This window comes from Deinococcus pimensis DSM 21231, from assembly GCF_000519345.1.
Lineage (GTDB): Bacteria > Deinococcota > Deinococci > Deinococcales > Deinococcaceae > Deinococcus_A > Deinococcus_A pimensis.
Map to the genome: position 1 here is coordinate 36,178 of NZ_KI912680.1, position 22,585 is coordinate 58,762.

25 protein-coding genes and 1 pseudogene are annotated in these 22,585 nt (G+C 71.3%); 14 read left to right on the top strand and 12 right to left on the bottom strand.

The features are described from left to right. The 10 genes and pseudogenes from DEIPI_RS40795 to ppk1 all read left to right on the top strand — a co-directional run. Nucleotides 1–184: pseudogene (locus DEIPI_RS40795) on the top strand (hypothetical protein); the annotation flags it as partial. Continuing rightward, a complete protein-coding gene (locus DEIPI_RS0126965) occupies nt 181–540 on the top strand; it encodes a hypothetical protein (protein ID WP_027483840.1) in 360 nt (119 codons plus the stop codon). The pseudogene DEIPI_RS40795 and the gene DEIPI_RS0126965, both read left to right, overlap by 4 nt. A 184-nt stretch (nt 541–724) precedes the next feature. Further along, the gene (gene rpmF / locus DEIPI_RS0126970) at nt 725–907 is read left to right on the top strand and encodes a 50S ribosomal protein L32 (RefSeq protein ID WP_027483841.1); all 183 of its coding nucleotides are present in this window, start codon (nt 725–727) and stop codon (nt 905–907) included. Between the two features lie 127 nt (nt 908–1,034). Beyond that, nucleotides 1,035–1,643, top strand: coding sequence for a hypothetical protein (locus tag DEIPI_RS0126975; protein WP_045235313.1), 609 nt, complete (start codon nt 1,035–1,037; stop codon nt 1,641–1,643). 108 nt (nt 1,644–1,751) lie between these two features. Then, nucleotides 1,752–2,774: a beta-ketoacyl-ACP synthase III gene (locus tag DEIPI_RS0126980; RefSeq protein ID WP_045235314.1), complete on the top strand. Its 1,023-nt coding sequence runs from the start codon at nt 1,752–1,754 to the stop codon at nt 2,772–2,774. Further along, on the top strand, nt 2,771–3,712 hold the full coding sequence (gene fabD, locus DEIPI_RS0126985) for an ACP S-malonyltransferase (RefSeq protein WP_027483844.1): 942 nt from the start codon (nt 2,771–2,773) through the stop codon (nt 3,710–3,712). The genes DEIPI_RS0126980 and fabD overlap by 4 nt, the downstream gene beginning before the upstream one ends. After that, complete coding sequence (gene fabG, locus DEIPI_RS0126990; RefSeq protein WP_027483845.1) at nt 3,709–4,458, top strand: 3-oxoacyl-[acyl-carrier-protein] reductase; 750 nt, start codon at nt 3,709–3,711, stop codon at nt 4,456–4,458. The genes fabD and fabG overlap by 4 nt, the downstream gene beginning before the upstream one ends. Nucleotides 4,459–4,551: 93 nt before the next feature. Continuing rightward, nucleotides 4,552–4,782, top strand: coding sequence for an acyl carrier protein (gene acpP, locus DEIPI_RS0126995; RefSeq protein ID WP_027483846.1), 231 nt, complete (start codon nt 4,552–4,554; stop codon nt 4,780–4,782). Between the two features lie 116 nt (nt 4,783–4,898). Next, a complete protein-coding gene (gene fabF / locus DEIPI_RS0127000) occupies nt 4,899–6,134 on the top strand; it encodes a beta-ketoacyl-ACP synthase II (RefSeq protein WP_027483847.1) in 1,236 nt (411 codons plus the stop codon). A 117-nt stretch (nt 6,135–6,251) separates the two neighbouring features. Further along, the gene (gene ppk1, locus DEIPI_RS35065) at nt 6,252–8,291 is read left to right on the top strand and encodes a polyphosphate kinase 1 (RefSeq protein WP_045235315.1); all 2,040 of its coding nucleotides are present in this window, start codon (nt 6,252–6,254) and stop codon (nt 8,289–8,291) included. 39 nt (nt 8,292–8,330) lie between these two features. On the opposite strand, the gene DEIPI_RS0127010 is transcribed toward ppk1, so the two are convergent. Together DEIPI_RS0127010 and DEIPI_RS0127015 are read right to left on the bottom strand one after the other, a co-directional pair. After that, nucleotides 8,331–10,265 (bottom strand): S8 family peptidase, encoded by a 1,935-nt coding sequence (locus tag DEIPI_RS0127010; protein WP_045235316.1) that lies wholly within the window; start codon nt 10,263–10,265, stop codon nt 8,331–8,333. A gap of 218 nt (nt 10,266–10,483) precedes the next feature. Then, nucleotides 10,484–11,269: a VC0807 family protein gene (locus DEIPI_RS0127015; protein WP_045235317.1), complete on the bottom strand. Its 786-nt coding sequence runs from the start codon at nt 11,267–11,269 to the stop codon at nt 10,484–10,486. 105 nt (nt 11,270–11,374) lie between these two features. On the opposite strand from DEIPI_RS0127015, the gene DEIPI_RS35070 reads away from it, so the two are divergent. Both DEIPI_RS35070 and DEIPI_RS35075 read left to right on the top strand, forming a co-directional pair. Then, nucleotides 11,375–12,196 carry a nucleotidyltransferase family protein gene (locus DEIPI_RS35070; RefSeq protein WP_045235318.1) on the top strand — a complete coding sequence of 274 codons (822 nt, stop codon included), beginning with the start codon at nt 11,375–11,377 and terminating at the stop codon, nt 12,194–12,196. 20 nt (nt 12,197–12,216) lie between these two features. Next, complete coding sequence (locus DEIPI_RS35075; RefSeq protein ID WP_045235319.1) at nt 12,217–12,972, top strand: metallophosphoesterase family protein; 756 nt, start codon at nt 12,217–12,219, stop codon at nt 12,970–12,972. Here the strand turns inward: DEIPI_RS35075 and DEIPI_RS0127030 are convergent. Next, the gene (locus DEIPI_RS0127030; protein WP_027483850.1) at nt 12,969–14,477 is read right to left on the bottom strand and encodes a Ppx/GppA phosphatase family protein; all 1,509 of its coding nucleotides are present in this window, start codon (nt 14,475–14,477) and stop codon (nt 12,969–12,971) included. The genes DEIPI_RS35075 and DEIPI_RS0127030 overlap by 4 nt on opposite strands. A gap of 203 nt (nt 14,478–14,680) precedes the next feature. Then, nucleotides 14,681–15,313: a DedA family protein gene (locus DEIPI_RS0127035; RefSeq protein WP_027483851.1), complete on the bottom strand. Its 633-nt coding sequence runs from the start codon at nt 15,311–15,313 to the stop codon at nt 14,681–14,683. A 73-nt stretch (nt 15,314–15,386) separates the two neighbouring features. Between DEIPI_RS0127035 and DEIPI_RS0127040 the strand changes: the two genes are divergently transcribed. Next, on the top strand, nt 15,387–16,046 hold the full coding sequence (locus tag DEIPI_RS0127040; RefSeq protein WP_027483852.1) for an HAD family hydrolase: 660 nt from the start codon (nt 15,387–15,389) through the stop codon (nt 16,044–16,046). Here the strand turns inward: DEIPI_RS0127040 and DEIPI_RS0127045 are convergent. After that, nucleotides 16,043–17,038, bottom strand: a complete 996-nt coding sequence (locus tag DEIPI_RS0127045; RefSeq protein ID WP_027483853.1) for a serine/threonine-protein kinase — start codon at nt 17,036–17,038, stop codon at nt 16,043–16,045. The two genes, DEIPI_RS0127040 and DEIPI_RS0127045, sit on opposite strands and share 4 nt — an antisense overlap. A gap of 140 nt (nt 17,039–17,178) precedes the next feature. Next, nucleotides 17,179–17,859 (bottom strand): metal-dependent hydrolase, encoded by a 681-nt coding sequence (locus DEIPI_RS0127050; protein WP_027483854.1) that lies wholly within the window; start codon nt 17,857–17,859, stop codon nt 17,179–17,181. A gap of 108 nt (nt 17,860–17,967) precedes the next feature. Between DEIPI_RS0127050 and DEIPI_RS38545 the strand changes: the two genes are divergently transcribed. Beyond that, on the top strand, nt 17,968–18,123 hold the full coding sequence (locus DEIPI_RS38545) for a hypothetical protein (RefSeq protein ID WP_157464151.1): 156 nt from the start codon (nt 17,968–17,970) through the stop codon (nt 18,121–18,123). Here DEIPI_RS38545 and DEIPI_RS0127060 read toward each other — a convergent pair whose 3' ends face one another. The 6 genes from DEIPI_RS0127060 to nrdR are packed head-to-tail and all read right to left on the bottom strand — an operon-like array spanning nt 18,124 to nt 22,430. Next, nucleotides 18,124–18,588: a DUF3809 domain-containing protein gene (locus DEIPI_RS0127060; RefSeq protein ID WP_027483855.1), complete on the bottom strand. Its 465-nt coding sequence runs from the start codon at nt 18,586–18,588 to the stop codon at nt 18,124–18,126. Nucleotides 18,589–18,619: 31 nt separating this feature from the next. Beyond that, nucleotides 18,620–18,856 (bottom strand): DUF3248 domain-containing protein, encoded by a 237-nt coding sequence (locus DEIPI_RS0127065; RefSeq protein ID WP_027483856.1) that lies wholly within the window; start codon nt 18,854–18,856, stop codon nt 18,620–18,622. A 27-nt stretch (nt 18,857–18,883) separates the two neighbouring features. Then, nucleotides 18,884–20,098, bottom strand: coding sequence for a class I SAM-dependent rRNA methyltransferase (locus DEIPI_RS0127070; RefSeq protein WP_045235320.1), 1,215 nt, complete (start codon nt 20,096–20,098; stop codon nt 18,884–18,886). Next, entirely contained in the window at nt 20,095–21,129 is a 1,035-nt protein-coding gene (locus DEIPI_RS0127075) for a phosphotransferase enzyme family protein (RefSeq protein ID WP_027483858.1), read from the bottom strand. Before DEIPI_RS0127075 ends, DEIPI_RS0127070 begins: the two co-directional genes overlap by 4 nt. Before the next feature lie 54 nt (nt 21,130–21,183). Then, nucleotides 21,184–21,927 carry a ZIP family metal transporter gene (locus tag DEIPI_RS0127080; protein ID WP_027483859.1) on the bottom strand — a complete coding sequence of 248 codons (744 nt, stop codon included), beginning with the start codon at nt 21,925–21,927 and terminating at the stop codon, nt 21,184–21,186. Between the two features lie 59 nt (nt 21,928–21,986). Beyond that, a complete protein-coding gene (gene nrdR / locus DEIPI_RS0127085) occupies nt 21,987–22,430 on the bottom strand; it encodes a transcriptional regulator NrdR (RefSeq protein ID WP_027483860.1) in 444 nt (147 codons plus the stop codon). Nucleotides 22,431–22,585 lie beyond the last annotated feature (155 nt).

Consider the following 22,585-nt stretch of genomic DNA (forward strand, 5'->3'; position numbering starts at 1 on the left):
GTTCGCCGTGCCCGCCCGCTCCGACGCGTACGCGCGCTTCGCCGCGAAGCTCGCGCAGGGCGCGCGCAAGCCCGCGCTGGTCCTGGAGGTCTCGCCGGAACGCGACGACTGGTCCGAGCTGGACGCCTTCGTCTCGCGCGTCGTCGCGGACGTCTCGGCCCGCCCGGCGGGAGGGGACACGTGAGGAACCTGCGGATCTGGCAGTGGCTGACCCGCCCGGACCCCACGCCGGGCTTCACGGTCGGTAAGATCGGCAAGCTCTTCCTCAAGAGCACGCTGTTCGCGCTCGTCGCGGTGACGCTCCAGTCCCTGCTGGCGCTCGCGGAGCACGCGCTGTTCGGCACACGCTTCTTCACGTCCACCTGGGGCACCCTGCTGATCGTGGTGCTGGTCTACATTCCCTTCGCTCGGATCCTGTCGGTGGACTTCATGGTGCCGCCCCGCACGCCCACGAAGGGCGCGGCGAAGGGCGGACGCCCCGTGAAGCGCGCGCAGCGCAAGAAGTACGCGGGGGTCAAGAAGGGCGGCCCGAGGTTCTGAAGGTCATGGAGACGCGTCACCGCCCCTGGCATGAGGACCGGGCCGTCCCGGTCCGTACGCAGCTCAACCGTTGACGCCCTCCACCTCGTCCTGCCTCTCACCCCTTCTTGAGGGGTGTGCTATACTCGCTTCTGTTGCCTTGCCCGGGTCCGGGCGAGTGATCCCCACGAAGAGGTAAACCACCATGGCGAAGCACCCCGTTCCCAAGAAGAAGACGAGCAAGAGCAAGCGCGACATGCGCCGCAGCCACCACGCGCTCGTCGCCCCGAACCTCGTCGAGTGCCCCCAGTGCCACAGCAAGAAGCTCCAGCACCACGTGTGCAGCAGCTGCGGCTACTACGAGGGCCGTCAAGTCCTCAGCGTCTGAACACAGGCGAACTCACGCGCCCCGCGACCCCGCGGGGCGCGTTCCTGTGGGTTTGCGCAGGGTCCGGTGAAGGCCTCACGAGCGCGCCGGAAGGTTCGCGTCAGCTTCGCCGTGCACCCTGAGGGAGATGAACAAGATTCTTCCTCTGATTGGCATGGGCGCGCTGCTGGCGTCGTGCGGTGTGTCTGGTGACCTCCGGACGAGCGTATCCACGCCCACTGTGGCGACCGAGTACAGGCTGGGCACGCTCAACGGACCCTCCGTGGCCTGCGACACCCTGTTTGACGCAGATCCGAACGTCGAATCTCGTCAGCTCATCAAGACGGACACGGTGGTCAAGGTCGTGTTCTCCTCCACGGGAACCCTGGGAAGCGCGCAGGTGCGTCTCGTCGGTCAGGAGAGCGGGAAGGACAACGGCTTCAAGACGAACTTTGAGGGGAACAACCTCGACAGCAATGGTACGCAGTACACGGTGCGCTTCAACGCCGACACGGGCAACGGTCAGTTCCTGCCGACGAGCGTGCGTCCGCTCGGAATCACCGTGAATCCTGCCGGAACGGTGATTCGCGCCGTGAGGGGGAACATCCGCTCCGGTTCCACCAATGCTGCTGGTTTCCGTGCGGCGGTCACGGGCTTCTCCGATCAGGGTTCCGCGACGCCCGAGGTCCAGAGCAACGACCTCATTCCCGTGTACTCGGACTGCACCGAGGTCAACAAGTCGAGCCAGCAGTTCTGACCCGCTGACCTTCCCCACGCCCGGCCTCATCTGGCCGGGCGTTTGTTTGTACTCGATTCATTGACCACGCGGTCAAGGAATGGTAGCCTCGGCGTCGGAGGGTCAATCATGGCTGTCGGAATCACCGCGCTCGGAACCTACGCCCCACAGCGCGTCCTCACCAACCAGGACCTCGAGAAGATGCTCGAAACCACCGACGAGTGGATCGTGAGCCGCACCGGCATCCGCGAACGCCACATCGCCGCGGAGAACGAATTCGCGTCCACCATGGGCGTCCGCGCCGTGCAGGACCTCGTGCGCCGTCACCCCGACGCGCTCGCGGGCGTGGACTTCATCGTGTGCGCCACGTCCAGCCCGGACGCCCTGTTCCCGTCCACCGCGGCGCTCATCGGCGGCGAGGTCGGGCTCGCGGGCGTCGCCGCCTACGACCTGTCGTGCGCCTGCAGCGGCTTCGTGTACGCCTGCGCCACCGCGCACGGCTTCATCGCGGCGGGCATCGCGAGGAGGGTCCTCGTGATCGGCGCCGAGACCCTGAGCAAGATCGTCGACTGGCAGGACCGCGGCAGCTGCATCCTCTTCGGGGACGGCGCGGGCGCCGCCATCGTGGAGGCCGTGCCCGAGGGCTACGGCTTCCAGTCCTTCGCACTCGGCGCGGACAGCGCGGGCGGCCCCTCGCTGTACATGCGCGCCGTCGCGGACCGCATCCCCGGCGTCGAGAAGGACCTCATGGCGCCCAAGGTCGGCATGAACGGCCGCGAGGTCTTCAAGTTCGCCGTGCGCGTCCTCGGCGACAGCGGCCAGCAGGCCCTCACCAAGGCGGGCCTCGCGCCCGCCGACGTGGACTGGCTCATCCCGCACCAGGCGAACGTCCGCATCATCGACGCCGCCCGCGAACGCTTCGGCATTCCCGAGGAGAAGGTCGTCGTGAACCTCGAGCGTTACGGCAACACCAGCACCGCCAGCATCCCGCTCGCGCTGCAGGAGGCCGTCGACGCGGGCCGCGTGAAGGACGGCGACCAGCTCCTCTTCGTCGCGTTCGGCGGCGGGCTCTCCTGGGCCGCGGGGTGCCTGAAGTGGTACGGCGGCGCGGGGGCCATGGTCACCGGCGCCGCCGCCGAGGTGAGCGCGTGACCGCCACGCGCGTCATCGCCGCGCTCTTCCCGGGCCAGGGCTCGCAGGCGGTCGGCATGGGCGCCGAGATCGCGGGCGCGTACGAGGTCGCGGAGGCCGTCCTCGCCGAGGCCGACGCCACCCTGCCCGGCCTGCGCCGCCTCATGACCGAGGGGCCCCTGGAGGAACTCACCCTCACCGCCAACCAACAACCCGCGCTCGTCGCGGCGTCCACCGCCGCGTACCGCGCGTGGCGCGAGGCGACCGGCCTCACGCCCGCCTACGCCGCCGGGCACTCCCTCGGGGAGTACAGCGCCCTCGTCGCGAGCGGCGCCCTCGACCTCGCGGACGCCCTGCGCCTCGTGAGAAGGCGCGGACAGCTCATGCAGGACGCCGTGCCCGCCGGGCAGGGCGCCATGGCCGCCGTCATGAACGCCGACCTCGGCACCATCCGCGCGGCCCTCGCGGAGGCGGGCGGCGCCGCCGAGGTCGCGAACCTCAACGCCCCCACCCAGACCGTCATCAGCGGCGAGAAGGACGCGGTCGCGCGCGCCGGTGCCGCCCTCAAGTCGGCCGGGGCGCGCGTCATCCCGCTCAAGGTCAGCGCGCCCTTCCATTGCTCGCTCATGCGGCCCGCCCGGGACGGCCTCACACCCGACCTGCGCGCGGCCACGTGGCGCGACCTCGGTTTCCCCGTCGTCGCGAACGTCACCGCCGACGTCGTCACGGACGCCCTCGCCGTGCCCGACCTGCTCGCCGAGCAGATCACCGGCAGCGTCCGCTGGGTCGAGAGCGTCCAGAAGCTCGCGGAGCTCGGCGTGACCGAGTTCGTGGAGTTCGGGCCCGGTACGGTCCTGCGCGGCCTCGTCGAACGCATCCACCCCGGCGCGATCGTCCGCAGCGTCCACACGCCCGCCGACGTCGCCGCCTACCTCGACCTCACCCAGGAGAACGCATGACCGACACCGCATCACGCGTGGCCCTCGTGACGGGCTCCAGCCGCGGGCTGGGCCGCGCGATGGCCGTCGCGCTCGCCCACGCGGGCTTCGACGTCGCCGTCCACTACGGCCGCAACGCGCAGGAAGCCGAGAAGGTCGCGGGAGAGATCCGCGCGCTCGGGCGGCGCGCCGAGGTCTTCGGCGCGGACCTCTCCATCCCCGCGAACGCCGGAACGCTCGTGGAGGACGTCACGAAGGCCATGGGCGGCCTGCACGTCCTCGTGAACAACGCGGGCGTCACCCGCGACGGCCTCGCCATCCGCATGAAGGACGAGGACTGGCAGACCGTCCTCGACACGAACCTCGGCGCGGCCTTCCACGCGTCGCGCGCCGCCATCAAGACGATGATGCGCGCCCGCGCGGGCCGCATCGTCAACATCGCGAGCGTCGTGGGCCTCATGGGCAACCCGGGGCAGGCGAACTACGTCGCGAGCAAGGCGGGCCTGATCGGCCTCACGAAGGCCCTCGCGAAGGAGTACGGCGCGCGCGGCATCACCGTGAACGCCGTCGCGCCCGGCTTCATCGAGTCCGACATGACGGCCGCCCTGCCCGAGAACGTCCGCAAGGATTACCTCGCGGGCATCCCGCTCGGCCGCTTCGGCAGGCCCGAGGACGTCGCGGCGGTCGTGGCGTTCCTCGCGTCGGACGCGGCGGGCTACGTGACGGGGCAGGTGCTCGGCGTGGACGGCGGGCTCTATCCTCACTGATCCCCACTTCAAATGGACCCGGTTCAATCGGTCTCGCAATTCCCGCGCGGGCATGTAGACTGACACAGACTCTCAGACACGGAGGTACTCAACATGGAAACGTTCGAACAGGTCAAGGAAGTCATCGTCGAGAAGCTCGGCGTGGATGCGGACAAGGTCACTCCCGAAGCGCGCTTCGTCGAGGATCTCGGTGCGGACAGCCTCGAAACCGTGGAGCTCATCATGGGTCTCGAGGACAAGTTCGGCATCTCCATCAGCGACGAGGACGCCGAGGGCATCCGGACCGTCCAGGCCGCCGTCGACTACATCGGCAGCAAGCAGTAACTTCCTCTGCCGTCAGGTGTCAGCGGTCAGTGCGTTGCTGACGACTGGCACCTGACGGTTCCTTTTTCCGTCCACGTTTCCCTCGGGTGTTCGCCCGAACGACTTTTTGGAGCGCAATGAAACGAGTGGTGATCACCGGCCTCGGCCCGCTCACGCCCATCGGGATGGGCGCCGAGGCCTTCGCGGAGGCGCAGCGTGCCGGACGCAGCGGGATCGGACCGATCACGCGCTTCGACGCCAGCCCCATCTCGTGCCGCATCGCGGGCGAGGTCAAGGACGACTACCTGCAGTTCCTCGACGCGCGCGAGGCGCGCCGCGTGGACCGCTACGTGCAGTACGCCCTCGCGGCGGCCGCGCTGGCCGTGCGGGACTCCGGCATGACCGAGGAGGAACTGCGCGGCGAACGCACCGGCACGCTCGTCGGGAGCGGCATCGGCGGCATGGAGACCTTCGAGGCGCAGGCGAAGGTGTTCTTCGAGCGCGGCGCGGGCCGCATCAGCCCCATGTTCATCCCGATGATGATCGCGAACATGGCGTCCGGGCACGTCGCCATGCGCTACGGCGCGACCGGCCCGAGCAGCACCGTCGTCACGGCCTGCGCGACCGGATCGGGCGCGCTCGGCGAGGCGATGCGCTACATCCAGCTCGGCGAGGCCGACGTGATGCTCGCCGGGGGCAGCGAGGCCGCCGTGACGCCCATGGCGATCGGCGGTTTCGCGAACATGAAGGCCGTCAGCACCCGCAACGACGAGCCGCACAGGGCCAGCCGTCCCTTCAGCGCGAGCCGTGACGGCTTCGTGCTCGGCGAGGGCGCGGGCATCGTCGTGCTCGAAGAGCTGGAGCACGCCCGCGCGCGCGGCGCGCGCATCTACGCGGAACTCCTGGGGTACGGCGTGAGTGCCGACGCGCACCACGTCACCATGCCCGCTCCCGAGGGGCGCGGCGCGCAGGTCGCGATGCGCATGGCGCTGCGCTCGGCGGGCGTGAATCCCGAGGAGGTCGGGTACGTCAACGCGCACGGCACCAGCACGCCCGCCAACGACCTCGCGGAGACGCAGGCGATCAAGTCCGTCTTCGGCGCGCACGCGCGCGAGCTGATGGTGTCCTCCACGAAGAGCATGACGGGGCACCTGCTGGGCGCGGCGGGCGCCATCGAGGCCATCGCGACCGCGCAGGCCCTCGCGGACGGCGTCATCCCGCCCACCATCAACCTCGACGATCCGGATCCGGAGCTCGACCTCGACTACGTGCCGCACGAGGCGCGCGAGGCCCGCGTGAAGGTCGCGATGTCGAACTCCTTCGCGTTCGGCGGCCAGAACGCCGTGCTGGTCATGCGGACCTTCGAGGGCTGAACGTGAGCGCACGGACGAACGGGCCGCCTGGCCCGTTCGTCGTTCCTTTTTCCTCGCCATTTCCGCGCGCCCGCTCGGGTAGGCTCGAAGGAACGAACGCACGGACGGAGTGATGACGTGACCACCCAGCCAGTCCAGACCTCTGACGCCGCCCTGCACGAGAGCGCCTACCTGAACCGGGAGCTGTCGTGGCTGGCCTTCAACGAACGCGTCCTCGCCGAGGCGCAGGACCCGCGCAACCCGCCGCTGGAACGCCTGCGCTTCGCCGCGATCGCCGGGAACAACCTCGACGAGTTCTTCATGGTCCGCGTGGCGGGCGTGCACCGTCAGATCGCGGCGGGCGTCGTGGCGCGCAGCGTGGACGGCCTCACGCCCGAACAGACGCTCGCGCAGGTCCGCGAGCACGCCGGGCGGATGCTGCGACGCATCGAGCGCGTCGCGCAGGGCGTGCTGCGCGAACTGCAGGAGCGGGGACTGCGCATCACCCGCGTCCGCGACCTCGGCGTGCGCGCGCGGCAGAAGCTGCGCGGCTACTACCTCACGCAGATCCAGCCGGTCCTGACGCCCCTCGCGGTGGACCCCAGCCATCCCTTCCCGTACATCAGCAACCTCAGCCTGAACCTCGCCGTGATCCTCGACGACGAGGGCGAGCACGAGTTCGCCCGCGTGAAGGTGCCCGTCGGGGTGCTGCCGCGCATCGTGGACTTCGACGGGGTGTACCTGCTGCTCGAGGACGTGATCGGCGCGCACCTCGACGACCTCTTCCGGGGCCGCACGGTCGTGCGCAGCTACGTCTTCCGCGTGACGCGCAACACCGACTACGAGTTCGAGGAGGAGGAAGCCGAGGACCTCCTGCAGACCATCGAGGAGGGCCTGCGCCGCCGCCGCTTCGGCGCGACCGTCCGCATGGAGATCACGCGTGACCTGCCGCCCGACCTGCGGGCCATGCTGACCGAACGCCTTGACCTCGACGACGAGGACGTCTTCGAGCTGCAGGGACCGCTGGGCATGTCGGACCTGCTGGGCTGGAACCCGCCGCGTCCCGACCTGAACTTCGCGCCGTTCACGCCGCACGTGCCCGACATCGAGGGCGAGGACGGCATCTTCGCGACGCTCCGCGCGGGCGACGTGATGCTGCACCACCCCTACGAGTCCTTCGAGGGCGTCCTGCGTTTCCTGGAGGCCGCCGCGAGCGACCCGGACGTGCTGGCCATCAAGCAGACCCTCTACCGCACCGGCAACGACGAGCGCCTGCTGAAGGTGCTGCGCACCGCCGCCGAGAACGGCAAGCAGGTCGTGGCGCTCATCGAGCTCAAGGCCCGATTCGACGAGCAGCGCAACATCGCCTGGGCGCGCGCGCTCGAACGTGAGGGCGCGCACGTCGTCTACGGCATCACGGGCCTCAAGACGCACGCGAAGGTCACGCTGGTCGTGCGGCGCGAGGGGCCCGCGCTGCGCCGCTACGTGCACGTCGGCACCGGCAACTACAACCCGCGCACCGCGCGCGTCTACACCGACGTGAGCCTCCTCACGAGCGACGCGGACGTCGGCGAGGACGTCGCGGGGCTCTTCAACCACCTCACCGGGTACGCCGAGGCGGAGTACCACACGCTGCTCGTCGCGCCCGACACGGCCCGCGATCGTCTCGTCGGGCTCATCGACCACGAGATCGAGGCGGCCGCGCGCGGCGAGGACGCGTGGATCTTCGCGAAGATGAACCAGCTCACCGATCCCGGCATGATCGGCGCGCTCTACCGCGCCTCGAAGGCGGGCGTGCGGGTGCGGCTCATCGTGCGGGGCGTGTGCAGCCTGCGGCCCGGCGTGCCCGGCCTGTCGGAGCACATCGAGGTGCGCAGCCTGCTGGGCCGCTTCCTGGAGCACGCGCGGATCTTCGCGTTCGCGCACGGCGGGGTGCACTTCGGCAGCGCGGACCTCATGAGCCGCAACCTCAACCGCCGTGTGGAGGTCATCGCGCCCGCCTGCACCGACGCGCACCGCCGCCGCCTGCTGAGCCTGCTGGAGACCGAGTGGCGCGACGAGCGCGGCTCGTGGGAACTGCGCGAGGACGGCTCGTACCGCAAGCTCGGCGGGGAGTTCAGCGCGCAGGAGGCGTTCATGCGCGGTGAGTACGGGCGGGCGGCACCGTCCGGTGACTGAAGGGGGGCGGGCCACGGCCCGCCCTCCCGTTCCTGTCCCTCAGTACGGGCTCAGACGGCCGCCCCAGTACACGTCCTGCGAGCCCGACACGCTGTACGCCCGGATGCGCAGCTTCCACGTGCCCGTCCCCACGGGACCCGCCGCGCGGGCCCGCTCGAACACGCTGACCGCCGAGGTACTCGACGCGCGCACCGCGCCCGAGGGATCGACCAGCTGGAGGTCCACGTCGTTGTGCACGCCCGTCGCGCGCTCCGGCCACCACAGCGCGCCCTCCACGGCCGTCCAGCCCGCGCTGCCCACCGGGATCGGGATGTCCACCACGCCCGACGGTCCGAGCGTCACCTTGCCCCAGAAGGCCACGCCGCCCGTCGGCAGGCGGATGCGGCCCGCGCCGACCGTGTTGTCGAAGGGCCACGGACGCTGCCCGGACAGGATGAGGTGTGCGTACACCTGACCCGGATCGATGGTGCCCGCGCTGCCGCGCAGCCAGTTGCGCATCAGGGCCGCCGCGCCCGCGCCGTAGGGCGTGCTGCCGCTCGTCCCGCCGAACACGCGCCGCGCCGTGTCGGACGCGCTGCTCGCCGTTTCCGTGTTCGTGGGCGCCTGCAGGTCCGGCTTGTAGCGGTTGTCTCGGGTGGGGCCGCGCCCCTGGTAGTCCTGCTGCGCGAGCGTCACGACGTCCAGCGCGCCGATGCCGAGCACGCGGTGCGCGTTCGCGGGTGACGACACCGTGCCCGCGCCCGGGCCGAAGTTGCCGTTCGCGGCGATCACGACGGCGCCCGCGTCGAAGGCGTTGTCGGCGGCGGTGGAGATGCTCGACAGGTCGTCGCCGCCCGACTGCATCTCCGCGACGATGACGCGGTCGAGGACCTGAACGGCCCGCTGGAAGCCCTGCACCGCCGCGGCCGAGTCGAGACCGCCGCAGCCCGCCGGGTACACCTTGAACGAGTCGAGCCACACGCCCGTCACGCCCCGGAAGGCGTTCCCCTGGTTGCCGTTCCCGCTGATGATCGCGGCGGAGGACGTCCCGTGGTTCCAGCAGTCGTCGTTCGGGTCGAGGCCGCCCGTCATGTCCTGCCGGATCGCGACGTTCGAGGGACCGCTCAGCAGTTGATGCGTGGCGCGCACGCCCGTGTCGAGCAGCCCGATGAAGCCGCCCCTGAGGCCCAGATCGAAGTACGGGTCGCTGACGATGCGCGCCCGCCCGTCGGAGACGTCGTCGACGGGAGGGCGCTCCCCGCCGAGGCGCGGCTCGATGGAGAGCACGTCCTGCGCGTCAGCGAGCGCGCGGACGCTGCCGACCGGCAGGTCCACGACGAGGCCCCGGATGAGCCAGAACTGATCCACGACCTTCGCGCCATACTGCGCGAGCCGTGGGCGCAGGTTGCCGTCGTAGTCCACGGCGCGTCTCGCCTGAATCTGCCGGACGAGGGTGTTCGCGCGTTCCTGCGCGCGCAGGTTCGTGTCCGACGTCCGCGCCTGGGCCACGGCGGGCTCCGGGAAGCGCGGGATGGTGAGGTCGTCGCGGAAGTTCACGAGGACCCGCACGCGGTCCGTCGGGGCGCGCTTCAGGACCCACTCGCGCACGAGGGGATGCAGCTTGTCCCGCGCGGCGGGCTGGGTGTTCTCGACGATCTTCTTCACGGTGGGACGGGCGGTGGAGTACGCGTCCTGCGGCAGCTTCCCGACGGCGAAGCGCACGATCTTGCCGCCGTCGAGGGACGCGCCGTAGACGAGTCCGCCGGGGTCCTCCGTCTCGCGCAGGTCCGTCGGGTTGTACGCCTGCGCGCTCACTTGAGCGGCGCCGGGCAGGTCGAGGACGCCCGTGGGCGTCTCCCGCGGCGCGGGCGTGGGCGCCGCGTCCCGCGACGCCTCCGGCGTCCCGCCGGGCGAGCCGCAGGCGCCGAGGACCAGCGTGAGCGTCACGCCGAGCGTGAAGGCCGTCAAAGTCCGGATGCTCCTCGTCGTGGCCATGAGTTCTCCTGACGGCCCCGTCCTGGGACGGGCCGCCTGCGCACGCGGGGAGGGGAGAGGCGCTCGTCGCCTCCCGGGACGGACCGGTCCGCGCGGCAGGCGTTTCGCCCACCGCACCCGGTCAAGCCGGAGCGTACGCTCCCGGCCCTGAAATCGATCTGAATTCATGAATCCGCCCGGCATTCTCATGCCGGGCGGACGGAAAGGACGGGTCGAGGTCAGGCGGGCTCGCGCGGCCCCGCGTCCGCGCGCAGCTTCTCCGCGAGCTGCGCGGGCTCCAGGATGCTCGCGCCGTGCCCGTAGCGGGCGTTCACGGCCCGCTGGATGAGCATGTACGCGATCCCGAACCCCACGAGGGAGAGCGCGATGGCCGGGAGGCGCATCACCGCGTTCGCCTCCGCGACCTGCGCGTTGAAGGCCTTCGTGTCGAAGGACGCCGTCACGATCCGCAGGTTCACCACGAAGTTCACGGCGGCCGACACGAACTCCACGAGCGCGAACACCAGCGTGCCCTGCTTCAGCGCTCGGAACACGCCCGGCTCCGCGAAGACCCGCGAGAGCACGCCGCGCTCCTCGGGCTTCGACGTGACCGACGTCACGTCGAGGAAGATGCGGAACAGCGGATACCCCACGAAGACGGAGCCCACCGCGAACAGCCCGATCAGGATGCTGCGCAGCGAATCCTTCAGCGCGTACTGCCAGCCGTCCACGTACCAGAAGACGAGCGCGCCGCCCACGAGCGCCGACGAGCCCGCGAGAATCGCGATGGGGCTCAGGCGGCGGTTGATCAGCAGGTCCACGAGGGTGTACGCGACCGGCACGAGCGCCGCCACGACGTACGTCAGGACGTTGTTGCCGCCGAAGACGACGTCCACGAAGCTGAACCCGGACCCCAGCAGGTTCGGGGAGAGGATGCACACGGGAATGACGAGGGTGAACAGCAGGTCGAGCAGGATCTTGCGTCCGCCGCCCTGTCCTGGATTGGAAGCAGTCACGCCCTTCATTGTGCCTGAAGCTCACGTGAGGTCATCGAGAAGGCCCGCGCTGTCTCAAGACGCCTTGCGCGAAGTCTTGCCTTCACGCGGGGTCGGGGCGGAAACGCTGGACGGATGTCCGAAGACGCCCAGCAGACCCCCGAGCGTCCGCGTCCGGCGGACCTCCTCGACGATCAGGCCCGCGACTTCTACGTGAGCGCCATGCGCGCCCTGCGCGGCGCGGGCGTGGAGTTCCTCGTGGGCGGCGCGTACGCCTTCGCCCGCTACACCGGCATCGAACGCCACACGAAGGACTTCGACGTGTTCGTCCGCGCCGCGCAGGCCGAGGGCGCCCTCGCCGCCCTGCGCGCCGCGGGCTGCGAGACGGAGCGCACCTTCCCGCACTGGCTCGGCAAGGCCTTCCGGGGCGAGTACTTCATCGACGTGATCCATTCGAGCAGCAACGGCGTCGGGGTGGTGGACGACGGCTGGTTCGAGCGCGCGGAGCGCGACACGGTCCTCGGGGAGGACGTGCGCCTCATGGCCGCCGAGGACATGATCTGGCACAAGTCCTACGTGATGGAGCGCGAACGCTGCGACGTCGCCGACGTCGCGCACCTCCTGCGCGGACGCGCGGCGGACCTCGACTGGACCTACCTCGCCCGGCGCTTCGAGGAGCGCGGCCACGGGCCCCTGCTGCTGGCGCAGCTCACGCTGTTCCGCTTCTTCTACCCGCACGAGGCCCACCACGTGCCCACGGACGTCCTGCGCGCCCTGCACGAGGCCGCCCTCACCGCGAGACCGCCCGCCGCGCGCGAGTGCCGCGGCACGCTCGTCTCACGCGAGCAGTACCTGCACGACCTCACCGAGTGGCACTACGAGGACGCGCGCGTCACGGGGGGCTTCATGACGCCCGAGGACGTCGCGCACTGGACGGCCGCCATCGACCACGGCTGAAGCCCCGAAAGGACGTGAGCATGACCCGATCCACCCCCGTCCGTATCGCGACCGTCAGCGACGTGCACGTCACGCGCACCTCGCAGGGCGCGCTCGCGCCGCTCCTCACGCAGATGGCCCGCGAGGCGGACGCCATCGTCGTCTGCGGCGACCTCACCGACTACGGCCTCGCGGAGGAGGCGCAGGTGTTCGTGCGCGAACTCTCCGGCGTGCGCGTGCCCGTCGTGACGGTCCTCGGCAACCACGACCACGAGAGCGGCACCCCGGACGTCGTGCGCGGCGTCCTCATGGAGGCGGGCGTCACCGTCCTCGACGGGGAGGCCTGCGAGGTGCACGGCGTCGGCCTCGCGGGCGCGAAGGGCTTCGGCGGCGGCTTCGGACGCTGGTCGCTCGGCGCGTGGGGCGAGCGGCCCATCAAGGACTTCGTGCAGGAGGCCATCTCGGAGGCGCTGAAGCTGGAGTCGGCCCTCGCGAGGCTCCGGACCCGCCACAACCTCGCCGTGCTGCACTACGCGCCCGTGGCGGCCACCGTGCAGGGCGAACCGCCCGAGATCTTCCCCTTCCTGGGATCGAGCCGTCTGGAGGAGCCCCTCACGCGCTACCGGGTGTCGGCGGTGGTGCACGGGCACGCGCACGCCGGAACCTTCGAGGGCCGCCTCGCGAGCGGCGTGCCCGTGTACAACGTCGCGCTGCCCCTCATGCGCCGCCGGGATCCCGCGCGGCCCTTCCACGTGCTCACCTTCGACCCGGACGCGCCCGGGGAGGAACAGGGCTAGGCCCCGGCGGCCTCCACGTCGAGCTCCCCGAGGGTCTGCGTCCACAGGTCCGCCTTCTCCCGCACGCCGTGCAGGTCGAGGTCCGTGACGTCCGCGACCCGCAGGACCCAGCCGCGCCCCCGCCGCGCGAGCCCCTCGAGGCGGGCGGCCTGCGTGTGCGAGCGGTCCAGGCCGTCCGCGACGCGCAGCACCGCCGCGAGCCGCGACACGAGCTGACGGTGAGCGTCGGGCAGCGCCGTGAAGTCCGCGTGTGAGGCCTTCGGGACGCTCTTGCGGTGGTAGCGCACGAGCTGCGACACGATCTCCACCTGCCAGGGTTCGTACCCGCGCAGGCCCGCGTGCCGCACGATGTACTGCCCGTGCTTGTGGTGGCTGCTCTGCCCGACGATCAGGCCGACCTCGTGCAGCATCGCGCCGGACGTGAGGAGGCTGCGCGCGTCCGGACCGAACGTCTCCCCGGTTTCCTCCAGCGCGGCCAGCAGGTCCCGCGCGAGCCTCGTGACGTGCCGCGCGTGCGCGAGGTCCAGCCGGAAGCGCTCCGCGACCTCCAGCACGCTGCGCTGCCGCGCGCTGAGCCCCGCCTCCCACTCGGCCTCCTGCGAGAGGTACTCCGCGAGCATGCCCTCGCGCAGCGCGCCCGAGGAGACCGTCACGACGTCCGCGCCGAGCGTTTCGAGCGCGGCGCGCAGCACCGTCAGGCCCGCCACGATGATGTCCGCGCGGCGCGGGTCCAGCCCTGGGAACTTCGCGCGTTTCGGCACGCCGAGCTTGCGGATCTCCTCGTGCAGGTCCACGAGCTCCGCGAGGCGGAAGGTGTACCCGTTCACGTCGCGCCCGCCGTGCCCGTCACGCGCCGCGAGCATCGACGCGACCGACTCGAAGGTGCCGCTCGACCCGATCACCCGCGTGCCCTCCGAGAGGGCGAAGGTCGCCTCGTGCGGCAGCAGCGCGCCCCGCACGAGCGCCGCGAGTTCCCGCACGGAGGACGTGGACGGCGGGTCCTTGCGCAGGTAAGCGAGGCGCGTGCGGACGGACCCCAGCGGGAGGCTCACGACGCTCCGCGCTCCGCGCGCGTCCCCCCGCGCGATCTCCAGGCTGCCGCCGCCGAGGTCGAGCAGGACGTTGTCGTCGCCGAACTCGACGCTGCTGGCCGCGCCGAGGTACGTCAGGGCGCCCTCGCGCTCCCCGCTGACGATCTGCGGGTACACGCCCGTGGAGGTGCGCAGGTGCCGCGCGACGTCCTCGCCGTTGGCGGCCTCGCGCATCGCGGAGGTGGCGTACACCCGCAGGGCGGACACCTCCGCCGCCTGGGACAGCTGCTTGAAGCGCCGCAGCGCGACCTCCAGCCGCGCGACGCCCTCCGGGGTGATCAGGCCGTCCTCGACGCACTCCCCGAGCCGGGTGCGCTCCTTGAGCGCGTCGAGGACCCGGTACCCGCCGCCGCGCGACTCCGCGACGAGCAGGTGACAGGAGTTCGTTCCGACATCGGCCACGGCGACACGCATGGGGATGATGGTACCAAAGGTTGTGGAGACACGCCGACGCTCCAGGCTCAAGCGAGGGGCCGTCCCCGAGCGTACGTCGGCCGCCAAAGGTTGTGGAGACACGCCGACGCTCCAGGCTCAAGCGAGGGGCCGTCCCCGAGCGTACGTCGGCCGCCAAAGGTTGTGGAGACACGCCGACGCTCCAGGCTCGAGCGAGGGGCCGCTCAGGTCCGTTCGCGCTTGCCGCCCTCCTCGTGTCCTCCGGCGCGTCGGCGACGCACGACCCACACGATCACGGTCACGGCGAGCAGGCCCAGCACGGCGTACCCGATCGGGCCGACGTAGCGTTCCACGACCTCGTAGTTCTCGCCGAGGGTGAAGCCGAGCACGGCGAGCAGGGTGCTCCACAGGCCCGTCCCGATGCCGGTGTAGAGCAGGAACTTCGCGAGGGGCATGCCGCTGATGCCCGCCGGGATGGACAGCAGGGACCGCAGGCCCGGCACGAGCCGTCCGAACAGGACGGTCTTGTGGCCGTGCCGGTCGAACCAGTCGTCGGCGCGGCGGATCTCCTCGCCGCGCACGGTGAGCCAGCGTCCCCAGCGGTCGGCCCACGCGACGAGCCGTTCCTCCCCGACGAGCCGTCCGAGGTAGTAGAGCGGCAGGGCGCCCAGCACGGACCCGAGCGTCCCGGCGAGCACCACGAGGACGATGTCGAGTTCGCCGCGTGACGCGGTGAAGCCCGCGAGCGGCATGATCAGCTCGGACGGGATGGGCGGGAAGACGTTCTCGACGAACATCAGGAGGACGATGCCCGCGTAGCCGAGGCTCGACATCAGGTTCTGAATCCAGTCCAGCATGCCCCCCAGGGTAAAGAAAGCCTGGCGGGCACATTGCGTGCTGCCTGACGGCGGGGCTCTAGACTCGCTTCATATGACGATCCGCGCCCTCATCTTCGATTTCGACGGCACCCTCCTCGACACCGAGTCGCACGAGTTCCGCCGCTGGCAGGACCTGTACGCCCGGCACGGGCGCGAGCTGGACCTGAGCGCGTGGCGGCAGGGGGTGGGCACCTGGGGCGCCTTCGATCCCTGGGCGGGCCTGGAGCTCGCCCAGGACGCGCGGGAGGAGGCGCGCGCGGCCCTGCACGAGGAGATCATGGCGTCCATCCGCGCGGACGATCTGCGGCCCGGCGTGCGCGTCCTGCTGGGCGAGGCGCGCGCGGCGGGCCTGCGGCTCGCGATCGCCTCGTCGAGCGACCGCTCGTGGATCGAGCCGTGGCTGGAGCAGCATGGGCTGGCCGGGACCTTCGAGGTGCTCGCCACGAGAGATCAGGTGACGCGCGTGAAGCCGGACCCGGAACTGTACGCGCTGGCGCTCGAAAAGCTCGGCCTGCGCGCTTCGGAGGCGGTGGCGGTGGAGGATTCCTTCCACGGCGCGACCGCCGCGCACCGTGCGGGCCTGCGAGTGGTGGTGGTCCCGAACGACGTGACGGCGGGCTCACCTTTCCTGGACGAGTGGCCGCTGCTGGACGGGTTCGAGGGCGGCCTGCGCGCGCTGCTCGGCGCGGTGGGGGAAACGGCGCGCTCCTAGCGGGAGGTGCGGCGGCGCAGCGCGTTCCAGAAGCCGCCCTTGGCGGGCTCGTCCGTCGCGGGGGTCGGGGCGGGTTTCGCGGCGCTCTCCTGCGGGCGGGCGGGCGCCGACGGGGGCGTGGTGTGCCGCCCGAGAGGGGCGCGAGCGGCGGGCTTCTCCGGGGTGACGGCGGCCTCGGGTTCGGCGCTCTCGACGCCGAGCGCCTTCTCGAAGGCGCGCTTGAGGTCCTGCGCGTGGGGCCGGTCGGCGGCGTTCTTCGAGAAGGCCTTCTCGATCAGCATGGCCGTGGAGCGCGGCAGGTCCGGCACGAGGTTCGTGAGGGGACGCGGGTAGCTGCTGAGGTGCGCGGCCATCAGGGCGTCGTAGGAGTCGCCGTTGAAGGGACGCGTGTCGGTGAGCATCTCGTACGCGAGCACGCCGAGGCTGTAGATGTCGCTGGCGGTGGTGGTGCCCTCGCCGCGGTACACCTCGGGAGCCATGTAGAAGGGACTTCCGGCGGTGGGGCCGCCCTGCGTGACGAAGTACGCGGCGCCGAAGTCGCCGAGGGCGGCGCGGCCGTCGTCGAGGTAGACGTTCTGCGGCTTGACGTCCTGGTGGACGACGCCGCGTCCGTGCAGGAAGCACAGCGCCTCGGCGACGTCGGCGAGGATGCGCAGGCTCTCGGGCAGGCCGAGCTTGCCGAGGTCCATCCAGCGCGCCAGCGTGCCTTCGGGGAAGTAGCGCATGGACAGGTAGGCGCCCTCCCCGAAGGGGACGCCCTCGTAGCCGACGACGAGCTTCTCGTGCTTGAGCTGGAGGCTCAGGCGGACCTCGTTGGCGAAGCGGTCGGCGCGCGCGGGGTCCGCGAGGGTCTGGTCGAAGGGAAGCTTGATGGCGACGCGTTTGCCCTTCGCGTCGAGCGCGAGGTACACGACGGAGGTGTTGCCGCTGCCCAGCAGGCGCTGGGGAGTGAACCCGAGGAGATGTAGACCCTGACTTCCCTGACTCGTCACGCTTGCCCCTTCAGCCTACGCACATCTTTCACTCAGGCTGATTCGAGTGTAGCGTGCCCGCACGTGCCCTTGGATGAACTTGACAACGTGCACGTGGGCCTTCAGATCGCATGAAGGCCCACGTGCACAGCCGCGTGCGTCTACAGGCCGAGGATGTCCCCGGGCGCGAGCACGTGCGGCTCCACGCCGCGCTCGCGGGCGCCCGCGGCGAACACCTCCGGGTCCCCCGTGAGGAGGCCGAAGGTCCCGAAGTGCATCGGCACGGCGTGCTTCGGACGCAGCAGGTCGAGGCAGCGCGCGCCGTCCTCCGGGCCCATGGTGTAGTGGTCGCCGATCGGCAGGATCGCCACGTCCAGCCCGAGGTCCCCGATGAGCCGCATGTCGGAGAACAGGCAGGTGTCCCCGGCGTGATAGACACGTTTCCCTTCCGCCTCGATCACGACGCCCGTCGGCATGCCGCCGTACGTGCCGTCCGGGAAGGAGCTCGAATGCCAGGCGGGCGTGAAGCGCACGCTGCCCCACGGGAGACGTACCGTCCCGCCGATGTTCGCGCCGACGGCGTTCTCGGCGCCCTGCTTCGCGGCGTACCCGCCGATCTCGGCCGTCGCGACGACCGTGGCGCCCGCTCGGGCGAAGTCCATGGTGTTGCCCCAGTGGTCGCCGTGCGCGTGCGTCACGACGACGGTGGAGACGCCGCGCCCGAGGAGGTCCTCGACGCTGACGGGGCTCCTGGGGTTGCCCTGGATGAACGGGTCGATCAGGACGCGGTGGTCGCCCGTCTCGATCAGGAAGGCGGAATGCCCGAGGAACTGGATGCGCATGACGATGACCTCCGTGAATCTGGAATGACGCTCACGAGTTAACACCCTGGCGCGCGCCGAGTTGGTAAGGACGTTCCCTTTCGCGGGCGGTGCGCGACAATGACCGCCATGGACGCCCTGCTGCCCTGGCTCCCGTGGATCGTCGGGATTCTGCTCGCCCTCGCCGTGCTGCGCTTCGTGGTGGGTCTCGCGCTGCGCCTGCTCGGCATCGCCGCGCTCGTGCTCGTCGCGTTCCTCGTGTGGCGGGCCCTCACGGGCGGCTGATCACTCGCTCGCGGCGGCCCGCACGCCCTCGGGAAAGTCGCGCGCGACCCGGTCGAGGGTGCGCGCGGCCGCCGCGTGGAACATCTTCTCGAAGGCCGCGCCGCCCCACTTCTCCGGGCCGGGCAGGTCGAGGTGCGCGCGCAGCGTGAGGCGGTAGCGCAGTTCGCCGTCCGTGGCGTCGCCGTCGCCGTCCACGGCGGCCCACGCGCGGCCCGACAGCTCGCGCGGCACGAGACGCGCGCCCCGAGGGGTCGGCACGACCTCGCTCTCGAAGGGCAGGGTCACCTCGCCCATCATGGGGACGTTCACGATCAGCTCGGCCCGCACGACCGTCCCGTCGAAGCTCAGGCCGCGCAGGAAGCGCACGCGGCTCAGGCTGCGTCCGGGGTCGCGCAGGAACGCCAGCGCGGACGCCTCGTCACCGGGGAAGGGCAGCCGGAAGTCCTGGGACGCCTCGAAGATCAAGCGGCGACCCCGCCGGGAGCGCGCGGCGTCATCAGTCGACCCACTCGATCAGGATGGTGCCCTGCTCCAGCGCCTCGCGCAGTTCCGCGTCGCTCGCGCCGCGCAGCCTCGGCAGGTGCGCGAAGCGCGGCGTGGCCGACGCGTACCCGAGCCTCACGACGACCTCGTCGCCCGACTCGTGCTTCCCGACGCGCCACACGAGGTGCCCCCCGAGGCTCTCGAGCTGCTCGGCGAGGTCCGGCGGCAGGGGCGTGGCGTCGTCGGTCATGACGTCATGATAGCGCCCCCGCCGGCCTCACTCGGTACGCTGGAGCAGCGCGAACTTCAGGTAGCGCGTCTCGGGCACGCCGAGCAGCTCCGGGTGGTCGGACGCCCCCCCGCGCCGCGCCAGCACCCGCACCCGCACGCGCGCGTCGGCGGCGGCGTCCTGCACCATCGCGTAGAAGTCCCCCTCGGACACGTGGAAGGAGCAGCTGGTCGTGGCCATCACGCCGCCCGGCTCCAGCAGCTTGAGGCAGCGCAGGTTGAGCTCCTTGTACGCGCCGTACGCGTTCTGCAGGTCCCGACGGGTCTTGGCGAGCGCGGGCGGGTCGAGGCTGATGGTGGCGTACGAGCGGCCCGCCGCCTCCAGCTCGCGCAGGCGGTCGAAGGCGTTCGCCTCCGTGTACGTCACGTTCGCGTGCCCGTTGAGGAGCATGTTCTCCCGCGCGCGCGCGAGCGCCGACTCCGACGAGTCGATGAGCTCCACGTGCCGGGCGCGGGGCGCGAGGTGCAGCCCGAACGAGCCGTGGTAGGAGAACACGTCGAGCGCCTCGCCCCGTGCGTGAGCTCCGAGCAGCGCGCGGTTCTCGCGCTGGTCGAGGAAGGAGCCCGTCTTCTGACCCCGCCAGGGCTCCACGAGGTAGCGCACGTCCCCGTGCGTGCCGCGCTCGCGCACCTCCACCGTGTCGGGCACGTCGCCGTACAGGACGGACGTGCCCGTCGGCAGGCCCTCCAGCGTGCGGACACGCCCCTCGTGCCGCGCGAGGACGCCGCGCGGGGAAAAGCGCTCCACGAGGACCTCCACGAGGGCGGGCAGGTGGGGTTCGAGGGCCGCCGTGCCGTTCTGCACGACCAGCACGTCCGCGTAGCGGTCCACGACGAGGCCGGGCAGGCCGTCCGCCTCGGCGTGCACGACGCGGTACCCGTCCGCGTCGATGCCGAGGGACTCGCGGAAGTCGATCGCGGCGTGCAGGCGGGCACGCAGGAACGCCTCGTCCGCGGGCGCGTCCTCACGGGTGAGGAGCCGCACGCTGATCTCGCTCGCGGGATTCACGAGCGCCCACCCCAGACGGCGGCCACGCGTGTCCTGCACCCGGTACACGCCCGCCTCGAAGGGCAGTTCGACCGTGTCGGAGCGGTACACCCACAGGTGCCCCTCACGCAGGCGGGAGGCGCCGCGCGGGGAGACGACCGCCACGGGCAGACGCGCCTCGTCGGTCGGGGTGTCGGTGATGATGGGTTCGGTCATTCGCCCAGCATAGGCGCGGCGCGCGAGAACTCGGTGAAGTCGAGGTCCACGTAGGGTTCGTCCGACGTCGCGCCCCGGCGCACGCCCTCCACGAGGAGCCGCTGACCCTCGTCGAGGTTCTGCATGTCGAGGTGGCGGTGCAGCACCACGTACAGCATCACCTCGCGCAGCTTGAGCAGGTCCGGCACGAGCGCGAGGTCCTCCGCCGGGAGTTCCGCGTGCTCCCGGTACCCTTCGAGCAGGTCCGTGAGGAAGCGCCGCGCGAAGGCCGCGCGGTCCTCTCCTTCCGGGACGTTCCACAGGCCGTAGTACACGGCCATCGCGACGTCCTGCGCGTGGAAGTTGCGCGCGGCGTCGTCGAAGTCGAAGAGCGTGACGAGAGGAGAGCCGTCCTCGCGCCGCGAGAGGTGGAAGTTGCCGGGGTGCGCGTCCCCGTGCACGAGACCGTACGAGCCCGAACCTCGCGGCGCCGACGCGAGGCGCTCCACGAGGGCGTCGTAGCGTTCCATCACACCGGGCTCCACGAGGTGCGCGTACGCGTGACGCGTGACGTGGTACGGGTCCTCGGTCCAGTCGGGACGGCCCCGCGGGTCCTCCGGCACGTACGTCCCGGTCAGGACGCGCAGGCGGCCCAGCAGGGCGCCCCACGCGCGCACCACGTCCCCCGTGAGCTCGTGCGGCGCGGCGCGCTCGCCGGGCGCGCGGGTGAACGACGACGCGTGGAACGCGCTGCCGTCCGCCGCCACGACGGACTCCACGAGTTCGCCCGCCAGGGACGGGTGCGGCCCGGCCACGCTCAGACCCGCGCCCTCCAGGAAGGCGAGCCAGTGCAGCTCGGCGCGCACCCCCGCCCGCGTCCGGTGCGAGGAGTGCACGAGACGCAGCACGCGCGGCCCCTCGGCGGACTCGAAGGCGTAGACGGCGTTCTCGAAGCTGCCGAGCTGCGTGAGGCCCTCGGGCCGCGCGCCGAAGCGGGCGGCGACCTCCGAGAGCACGTCGGGCGTGAGCTGAGCCTGCGCGAGGGGGTCCATGAGCGCACATTGTGACGCACGCGCGGGAGCGCCGCGTCCGCCTTTCGGCTCACCTCACCCGATCTTGCCCAGCACGAACGCCACGAGGAAGCCCAGCGCCGTCAGGACGCCCACGAACGCGCCGCCCTCCTCGTACGCCTCGGGCATCATCGTGCTCGCCAGCATCGCGAGGACCGCGCCCGCCGCGAACGACTGGATGCCCGCCACGACGTTCGGGTCCGCGCCGCGCAGCAGCACGTACCCCAGCATCGCCGAGACGCCCGACACGAGCGCCACCGTCACCCACAGGCCCAGCACGTACCGCGCGGAGCGCCCCGAGCGCTTCATGCCCGCCGCGCCCGACAGACCCTCCGGGACGTTGCTGAGGAACACCGCCGCGACGAACACCCAGCTCACGCCGCCGCCCGCGAGGAGGCTCACGCCGATCGCGAGGGACTCCGGGATGCCGTCGAGCAGCGAACCCGCGAAGATCGCCATGCCCGCCGAGTCGCTCGTCTCCTGCTGCCCGCCCGACCGCTTGCGGTGCTTCGCGCCGCCCCGCGTGAGCAGCAGGTCCACCGCGAAGTACACCAGCGCGCCCGCCACGAGGCCCAGCGACGCCGCGTCGATGCCGCCCCGACGGTACGACTCGTCCATCAGGTCGAAGGCCACGGCGGACACCAGCACGCCCGCCCCGACCGCCATCACGGACGACACCAGCCGCTGCCCCACACGCAGGTACAGCCCCAGCAGCGCGCCCAGCACGAGCGCCCCGCCGCCCAGAAGGCCCCACAGTCCCGCCGTCAGTGCTCCCGTCAAAACGAACCTCCCGGAAGGTCAGTCTGGCCGTCCGGGAGGGGCGCGTGATGTTGGAAGGCTCAGCCGTCCTTGAGGCCGCGAATCTCCTCGATGAAGCGCTCCAGGCTGTCGAAGTCGCGGTAGACGCTCGCGAAGCGGATGTAGGCGACCTCGTCGATGGGCCGCAGGAAGTTCATGGCCTTCTTGCCGATCTCGCTGCTGCCGATCTCGGCCTGACCGATCTCGTCCTCGAAGCCGTACGCGAAGGCCCGCAGCGTCTCCTCGCGGACGGGACGCTTCTCCGTGGCGAGCAGCAGGCCGCGCAGCAGCTTGTCCGGGTTGAAGGCCTCGCGGCGCCCGTCACGCTTGACGACCATCAGGGGTTCGAGCTGCGCCCGTTCGTAGGTGGTGAAGCGCCGCCCGCACGAGAGGCACTCGCGGCGGCGGCGGATGGCGCCGCCCTCGTCGCTGGGGCGGGAGTTGACGACCTTGCTGTCGGGCGCGGAGCAGTAGGGGCAGCGCATGTCAGCGGTTGAAGAAGTCCAGGGGGCGTTCGCGCGGCGCGGCGGGCATGGGCACCTCGATGACGGTGCCGCGCAGGTGCCGCAGGTTCGGCTGCGCGAGCGCCATCACGGCCTCCGCGAGGGGACGGTCGTGCTCCTCGCCGCTCGACGCGCGC